The organism is Klebsiella sp. JN_Kp127 (assembly GCF_040062505.1).
GTDB classification, from domain to species: Bacteria; Pseudomonadota; Gammaproteobacteria; order Enterobacterales; family Enterobacteriaceae; genus Klebsiella; species Klebsiella quasipneumoniae.
This window is the reverse complement of record NZ_JBEAHS010000013.1, coordinates 25,988-34,287: the sequence shown is the minus strand read 5'-3', so window position 1 is coordinate 34,287 and position 8,300 is coordinate 25,988. Positions and strand designations below refer to the sequence as shown.

Here is an 8,300-nt window from a genome sequence, read left to right as displayed (position 1 = left end):
TGATCCACCCGATCGCGATGGACGATGGTCTGCGTTTCGCAATCCGTGAAGGCGGTCGTACCGTTGGCGCGGGCGTGGTTGCTAAAGTTCTCGGCTAATCGCTGATAACATTTGACGCAATGCGCAATAAAAGGGCATCATTTGATGCCCTTTTTGCACGCTTTCACACCAGAACCTGGCTCATCAGTGATTTTATTTGTCATAATCATTGCTGAGACAGGCTCTGAAGAGGGCGTTTATACACCAAACCATTCGAGCGGTAGTGCGACGGCAAATCAGTATCCTTCTTTGCAACAGCAGGGCAGGGGCGACAGAACCGTCAGCGTTGAAGCAATTTGAATAGTTAAGTGTATAATCCGAAACTTAATTTCGGTTTGGATCGCCTCGCCCCCGCGGGGTGAAATTGTTTGTAGAATACTTCTGACAGGTTGGTTTATGAGTGCGAATACCGAAGCTCAAGGGAGCGGGCGCGGCCTGGAAGCGATGAAGTGGATTATCGTTGCCGTGCTGCTGATCGTGGCGATCGTGGGCAACTTCCTTTATCGCGACATTATGCTGGCGGTGCGTGCGCTGGCCGTGGTTATTCTTATTGCTGCTGCCGGTGGCGTCGCGCTGTTGACGACGAAAGGTAAGGCGACCGTTGCTTTTGCTCGCGAAGCGAGAACCGAAGTTCGTAAAGTGATTTGGCCGACTCGCCAGGAAACGCTGCATACTACGCTGATTGTTGCTGCCGTGACTGCAGTAATGTCACTGATCCTGTGGGGACTGGATGGTATTCTGGTTCGCCTGGTCTCCTTTATCACTGGCCTGAGGTTCTGAGATGTCTGAAGCTCCTAAAAAGCGCTGGTACGTCGTTCAGGCGTTTTCCGGTTTTGAAGGTCGCGTAGCCACGTCGCTGCGTGAACATATCAAATTACACAACATGGAAGAGTTATTTGGCGAAGTCATGGTCCCGACCGAAGAAGTGGTTGAGATCCGTGGCGGCCAGCGTCGCAAAAGCGAACGTAAATTCTTCCCGGGCTACGTTCTGGTCCAGATGGTCATGAACGACGCAAGCTGGCACCTGGTGCGCAGCGTACCGCGCGTGATGGGCTTCATCGGCGGTACCTCTGACCGTCCGGCGCCGATCAGCGACAAAGAAGTCGACGCCATCATGAATCGTCTGCAGCAGGTTGGCGATAAGCCGCGTCCGAAAACGCTGTTTGAACCGGGTGAAATGGTTCGCGTTAACGACGGTCCGTTCGCTGACTTTAACGGCGTGGTGGAAGAAGTGGACTATGAGAAGTCCCGCCTGAAAGTTTCCGTTTCTATCTTCGGTCGTGCGACCCCGGTAGAACTGGACTTCAGCCAGGTTGAGAAGGCGTAAGCCGGCGATCAAAAAAGCAGCGATTTAATCGTTGCATAGGGCGCGAAATTGGCATACAATTTCGCGCCTTTTGTTTTTATGGGCCCGGCCCGTAAAACGATGTTTAATCACGGGGAGCTTCTCTGAAGCGTTAATACCCAATTTGAGGATTTAAGAATGGCTAAGAAAGTCCAAGCCTACGTCAAGCTGCAGGTTGCAGCTGGTATGGCGAACCCGAGCCCGCCGGTCGGCCCAGCACTGGGTCAGCAGGGCGTGAACATCATGGAATTCTGCAAAGCGTTCAACGCCAAAACTGATTCCCTGGAGAAAGGTCTGCCGATCCCGGTTGTTATCACCGTTTACGCTGACCGTTCCTTTACCTTTGTTACCAAGACTCCGCCGGCTGCTGTTCTGCTGAAGAAAGCTGCAGGCATCAAGTCTGGTTCCGGTAAGCCGAACAAAGATAAAGTGGGTAAAATCTCCCGCGCTCAGCTGCAGGAAATCGCGCAGACCAAAGCTGCCGACATGACTGGTGCCGACATTGAAGCGATGACTCGCTCCATCGAAGGTACTGCACGTTCCATGGGCCTGGTAGTGGAGGACTAAGAAATGGCTAAACTGACCAAGCGCATGCGCGTGATCCGTGAGAAAGTTGATGCAACTAAACAGTACGACATCAACGAAGCCATCGCTCTGCTGAAAGAGCTGGCCACCGCTAAATTTACCGAAAGCGTAGACGTTGCCGTTAACCTCGGCATCGACGCGCGTAAATCTGACCAGAACGTCCGTGGCGCAACTGTACTGCCGCACGGTACTGGCCGTTCCGTTCGCGTAGCCGTATTTACCCAGGGCGCAAACGCTGAAGCTGCTAAAGCTGCAGGCGCTGAGCTGGTAGGTATGGAAGATCTGGCTGAGCAGATCAAAAAAGGCGAAATGAACTTTGACGTTGTTATTGCTTCCCCGGATGCAATGCGCGTTGTTGGCCAGCTGGGTCAGGTTCTGGGTCCGCGTGGCCTGATGCCGAACCCGAAAGTGGGTACCGTAACTCCGAACGTTGCTGAAGCGGTTAAAAACGCGAAAGCAGGTCAGGTTCGTTACCGTAACGACAAAAACGGCATCATCCACACCACCATCGGTAAAGTGGACTTTGACGCTGACAAACTGAAAGAAAACCTGGAAGCTCTGCTGGTTGCGCTGAAAAAAGCAAAACCGACTCAGGCGAAAGGCGTGTACATCAAGAAAGTTAGCATCTCCACCACCATGGGTGCAGGTGTTGCAGTAGATCAGGCTGGCCTGAACGCTTCTGCAAACTAATGCCTTTACGTGGGCGGCGAATTTGTCTACAATCTTCGCCCACGTTTGCTAACGATGGTTAGCAGGTAACCGAATTGTTCGTTGGAGCCTGGCCTATCCAGGCCTCCGTCGAAGACCGCAGGTGTTTCGCAAGAAACTTAATCCCCTGCGTAGACGGTGACAGAACGCTAAGATTATTTTTGGATATTCTGGCTTGTTTCTGCTCACCGTATTTAGACGCTCTTTTCGTTGAATTGAGTGAAGTGAGTTCCAGAGCATAGGCTCTGGCAAACATCCAGGAGCAAAGCTAATGGCTTTAAATCTTCAAGACAAACAAGCGATTGTTGCTGAAGTCAGCGAAGTAGCCAAAGGCGCGCTGTCTGCAGTAGTTGCGGATTCCCGTGGCGTAACTGTAGATAAAATGACTGAACTGCGTAAAGCAGGTCGTGAAGCTGGCGTATACATGCGTGTTGTTCGTAACACCCTGCTGCGCCGCGTCGTTGAAGGTACTCAGTTCGAGTGCCTGAAAGACACGTTTGTTGGTCCGACCCTGATTGCATACTCTATGGAACACCCGGGCGCTGCTGCCCGTCTGTTCAAAGAGTTCGCGAAAGCGAATGCAAAATTTGAGGTCAAAGCCGCTGCCTTTGAAGGTGAGCTGATCCCGGCGTCGCAGATCGACCGCCTGGCAACTCTGCCGACCTACGAAGAAGCAATTGCACGCCTGATGGCAACCATGAAAGAAGCTTCGGCTGGCAAACTGGTTCGTACTCTGGCTGCTGTACGCGATGCGAAAGAAGCTGCTTAATCGCAGTTATCATTGTAAAGCATTCGCTTACGTATAAACTTATTCTGATATTCAGGAACAATTTAAATGTCTATCACTAAAGATCAAATCATTGAAGCAGTATCCGCTATGTCCGTAATGGACGTTGTTGAGCTGATCTCTGCAATGGAAGAAAAATTCGGTGTTTCCGCTGCTGCTGCTGTAGCTGTAGCTGCTGGCCCGGTTGAAGCTGCTGAAGAAAAAACTGAATTCGACGTAATTCTGAAAGCTGCTGGCGCTAACAAAGTTGCTGTTATCAAAGCAGTACGTGGCGCGACTGGCCTGGGTCTGAAAGAAGCTAAAGACCTGGTAGAATCTGCTCCGGCTGCACTGAAAGAAGGCATCAGCAAAGACGACGCTGAAGCTCTGAAAAAATCTCTGGAAGAAGCTGGCGCTGAAGTTGAAGTTAAATAAGCCAACCCTTCCGGTTGCAGCCTGATTTCTCAGGCTGAGGCTGGTGACTTTTTGGTCACCAGCCTTTTTGCGCTGTAAGGCGCCAGTAGCGTTTCACGCTGTTTGACTACTGGTTTGCCTCTCAATGCTTGTTTCTATCGACGACTTAATATACTGCGACAGGTTAGGGTTCCTGGGCTGTGTAAATCGCAATGAAATGGTTTAAGCGTGATAGCAACAGGCATTGCGGAAAGTGTTCCATTTTCCGGTCAACAAAATAGTGTTGCATAAAAAACTGCCCTCTGCGGGCAGATGGGTCGACTTGTCAGCGAGCTGAGGAACCCTATGGTTTACTCCTATACCGAGAAAAAACGTATTCGTAAGGATTTTGGTAAACGTCCACAAGTTCTGGATGTGCCATATCTCCTTTCTATCCAGCTTGACTCGTTCCAGAAGTTTATCGAGCAAGATCCTGAAGGGCAGTACGGTCTGGAAGCTGCTTTCCGTTCCGTGTTCCCGATTCAGAGCTACAGCGGTAATTCCGAGCTGCAATACGTCAGCTACCGTCTGGGCGAACCGGTTTTTGACGTTAAAGAATGTCAGATCCGTGGCGTGACTTACTCTGCACCGCTGCGCGTAAAACTGCGTCTGGTGATCTACGAGCGCGAAGCGCCGGAAGGCACCGTCAAAGACATTAAAGAACAAGAAGTCTACATGGGCGAAATCCCGCTCATGACCGACAACGGTACCTTCGTCATCAACGGTACCGAGCGTGTTATCGTTTCTCAGCTGCACCGTAGCCCGGGCGTCTTCTTTGACAGTGACAAAGGTAAGACTCACTCATCCGGTAAGGTTCTGTATAACGCACGTATCATCCCTTACCGCGGTTCCTGGCTGGACTTCGAATTCGACCCGAAAGACAACCTGTTCGTTCGTATCGACCGTCGTCGTAAGCTGCCGGCTACCATCATCCTGCGCGCGCTGAATTACACCACTGAGCAGATCCTTGACCTGTTCTTCGAAAAAGTGGTCTTTGAAATTCGCGACAACAAGCTGCAGATGGAGCTGATTCCGGAGCGTCTGCGCGGTGAAACCGCCTCCTTCGATATCGAAGCCAACGGCAAAGTGTACGTTGAGAAAGGCCGTCGCATCACGGCTCGCCATATCCGTCAGCTGGAAAAAGACGATATCAAGCATATCGAAGTGCCGGTTGAATATATCGCGGGTAAAGTGGCGGCTAAAGACTATATCGATGAAGCGACTGGCGAACTGATCTGCCCGGCGAACATGGAGCTGAGCCTGGATCTGCTGGCTAAGCTGAGCCAGTCTGGCCACAAGCGCATCGAAACGCTGTTTACCAACGATCTGGACCACGGTCCATACATCTCTGAAACGGTACGCGTCGACCCGACTAACGATCGTCTGAGTGCGCTGGTAGAAATCTACCGCATGATGCGCCCTGGCGAGCCGCCGACTCGTGAAGCCGCTGAAAGCCTGTTCGAGAACCTGTTCTTCTCCGAAGACCGCTACGATCTGTCCGCGGTTGGTCGTATGAAGTTCAACCGTTCTCTGCTGCGCGACGAAATCGAAGGTTCCGGTATCCTGAGCAAAGACGACATCATCGAAGTGATGAAGAAGCTCATCGATATCCGTAACGGTAAAGGCGAAGTGGACGATATCGACCACCTCGGCAACCGTCGTATCCGTTCCGTTGGCGAAATGGCGGAAAACCAGTTCCGCGTTGGCCTGGTACGTGTAGAACGTGCGGTGAAAGAGCGTCTGTCTCTGGGCGATCTGGATACCCTGATGCCTCAGGATATGATCAACGCCAAGCCGATTTCCGCAGCAGTGAAAGAGTTCTTTGGTTCCAGCCAGCTGTCTCAGTTTATGGACCAGAACAACCCGCTGTCTGAGATCACGCACAAACGTCGTATCTCCGCACTCGGCCCAGGCGGTCTGACCCGTGAGCGCGCAGGCTTCGAAGTTCGAGACGTACACCCGACTCACTACGGTCGCGTATGTCCAATCGAAACGCCTGAAGGTCCGAACATCGGTCTGATCAACTCCCTGTCCGTATACGCGCAGACCAACGAATATGGCTTCCTCGAGACGCCGTATCGTAAAGTGACCGACGGTGTGGTTACCGACGAAATTCACTACCTGTCTGCTATCGAAGAAGGCAACTACGTTATCGCTCAGGCGAACTCCAACCTGGATGAAAACGGCCACTTCGTAGAAGATCTGGTGACCTGCCGTAGCAAAGGCGAATCCAGCTTGTTCAGCCGCGACCAGGTTGACTACATGGACGTATCCACCCAGCAGGTGGTATCCGTCGGTGCGTCCCTGATCCCGTTCCTGGAACACGATGACGCCAACCGTGCATTGATGGGTGCGAACATGCAACGTCAGGCCGTTCCGACTCTGCGCGCTGATAAGCCGCTGGTTGGTACCGGTATGGAACGTGCTGTAGCCGTCGACTCCGGCGTTACTGCCGTTGCTAAGCGCGGCGGTACCGTTCAGTACGTGGATGCTTCCCGTATCGTTATCAAAGTTAACGAAGACGAGATGTACCCGGGCGAAGCGGGTATCGACATCTATAACCTGACCAAATACACCCGTTCTAACCAGAACACCTGCATCAACCAGATGCCATGCGTGTCCCTGGGCGAACCTATCGAGCGCGGCGACGTGCTGGCCGACGGCCCGTCCACCGACCTCGGTGAGCTGGCGCTGGGTCAGAACATGCGCGTCGCGTTCATGCCGTGGAACGGCTACAACTTCGAAGACTCCATCCTCGTTTCCGAGCGTGTTGTCCAGGAAGACCGTTTCACCACTATCCATATTCAGGAACTGGCGTGCGTGTCCCGTGACACCAAGCTGGGGCCGGAAGAGATCACCGCTGACATCCCGAACGTGGGTGAAGCTGCGCTCTCCAAACTGGATGAGTCCGGTATCGTTTATATCGGTGCGGAAGTGACCGGCGGCGACATTCTGGTTGGTAAGGTTACGCCGAAAGGTGAAACCCAGCTGACGCCGGAAGAGAAACTGCTGCGTGCGATCTTCGGTGAGAAAGCGTCTGACGTTAAAGACTCTTCTCTGCGCGTACCGAACGGTGTCTCTGGTACCGTTATCGACGTTCAGGTCTTTACCCGTGACGGCGTAGAAAAAGACAAACGTGCGCTGGAAATCGAAGAGATGCAGCTGAAGCAGGCCAAAAAAGACCTGTCTGAAGAACTGCAGATCCTCGAAGCCGGTCTGTTCAGTCGTATCTACGCGGTGCTGGTCTCCGGCGGCGTTGAAGCTGAGAAGCTCGACAAACTGCCGCGCGATCGCTGGCTGGAACTGGGCCTGACCGACGAAGAGAAACAAAATCAGCTGGAACAACTGGCTGAGCAGTACGACGAACTGAAACACGAGTTCGAGAAAAAACTCGAAGCGAAACGCCGCAAAATCACCCAAGGCGACGATCTGGCACCGGGCGTGCTGAAGATTGTTAAGGTATACCTGGCCGTTAAACGCCGTATCCAGCCTGGTGACAAGATGGCAGGTCGTCACGGTAACAAGGGTGTTATCTCTAAGATCAACCCGATCGAAGATATGCCGCACGATGCTAACGGTACGCCGGTAGATATCGTCCTGAACCCGCTGGGCGTACCGTCTCGTATGAACATCGGTCAGATCCTGGAAACTCACCTGGGTATGGCTGCGAAAGGCATCGGCGATAAGATCAACGCCATGCTGAAACAGCAGCAGGAAGTCGCGAAACTGCGCGAGTTCATCCAGCGTGCCTACGATCTGGGCGCTGACGTTCGTCAGAAAGTTGACCTGAATACCTTCAGCGATGAAGAAGTTCTGCGTCTGGCTGAAAACCTGCGTAAAGGTATGCCGATCGCAACGCCGGTGTTCGACGGTGCGAAAGAAGCGGAAATTAAAGCGCTGCTGCAGCTGGGCGACCTGCCGACTTCCGGTCAGATCACCCTGTTCGACGGCCGCACCGGTGAGCAGTTCGAGCGTCCGGTAACCGTGGGTTACATGTACATGCTGAAACTGAACCACCTGGTCGACGACAAAATGCACGCGCGTTCCACCGGTTCTTACAGCCTGGTGACTCAGCAGCCGCTGGGTGGTAAGGCGCAGTTCGGTGGTCAGCGCTTCGGTGAGATGGAAGTGTGGGCGCTGGAAGCATACGGCGCAGCCTACACCCTGCAGGAAATGCTCACCGTTAAGTCTGATGACGTGAACGGTCGTACCAAGATGTATAAAAACATCGTGGACGGCAATCACCAGATGGAACCGGGCATGCCGGAATCCTTCAACGTACTGTTGAAAGAAATTCGCTCGCTGGGCATCAACATCGAACTGGAAGACGAGTAATTCTCGCTCAAACAGGTCACTGCTGCCGGGTTAACGCCCGGCAGCGGAATGTGCTAACTCCGACGGGAG

8 protein-coding genes are annotated in these 8,300 nt (G+C 53.0%); all 8 read left to right on the top strand.

Annotated elements, in window-relative coordinates:
• Window positions 1-98: elongation factor Tu (locus ABLV04_RS07330; RefSeq protein WP_072082015.1), on the top strand; the 98-nt coding region annotated here is incomplete at its 5' end.
• A gap of 337 nt (window positions 99-435) precedes the next feature.
• Window positions 436-819 (top strand): preprotein translocase subunit SecE, encoded by a 384-nt coding sequence (gene secE, locus ABLV04_RS07325; RefSeq protein ID WP_002883772.1) that lies wholly within the window; start codon window positions 436-438, stop codon window positions 817-819.
• Window position 820: 1 nt separating this feature from the next.
• Window positions 821-1,366: a transcription termination/antitermination protein NusG gene (nusG, locus tag ABLV04_RS07320; protein ID WP_001287521.1), complete on the top strand. Its 546-nt coding sequence runs from the start codon at window positions 821-823 to the stop codon at window positions 1,364-1,366.
• 156 nt (window positions 1,367-1,522) lie between these two features.
• Complete coding sequence (gene rplK, locus ABLV04_RS07315) at window positions 1,523-1,951, top strand: 50S ribosomal protein L11 (protein WP_002884034.1); 429 nt, start codon at window positions 1,523-1,525, stop codon at window positions 1,949-1,951.
• A 3-nt stretch (window positions 1,952-1,954) separates the two neighbouring features.
• A complete protein-coding gene (rplA, locus tag ABLV04_RS07310) occupies window positions 1,955-2,659 on the top strand; it encodes a 50S ribosomal protein L1 (protein WP_002884036.1) in 705 nt (234 codons plus the stop codon).
• A gap of 289 nt (window positions 2,660-2,948) precedes the next feature.
• Entirely contained in the window at window positions 2,949-3,446 is a 498-nt protein-coding gene (rplJ, locus tag ABLV04_RS07305; RefSeq protein ID WP_001207203.1) for a 50S ribosomal protein L10, read from the top strand.
• A gap of 66 nt (window positions 3,447-3,512) precedes the next feature.
• Window positions 3,513-3,878, top strand: a complete 366-nt coding sequence (rplL, locus tag ABLV04_RS07300) for a 50S ribosomal protein L7/L12 (protein ID WP_002884142.1) — start codon at window positions 3,513-3,515, stop codon at window positions 3,876-3,878.
• Window positions 3,879-4,202: 324 nt separating this feature from the next.
• Window positions 4,203-8,231: a DNA-directed RNA polymerase subunit beta gene (gene rpoB, locus ABLV04_RS07295; RefSeq protein ID WP_004206758.1), complete on the top strand. Its 4,029-nt coding sequence runs from the start codon at window positions 4,203-4,205 to the stop codon at window positions 8,229-8,231.
• Window positions 8,232-8,300 lie beyond the last annotated feature (69 nt).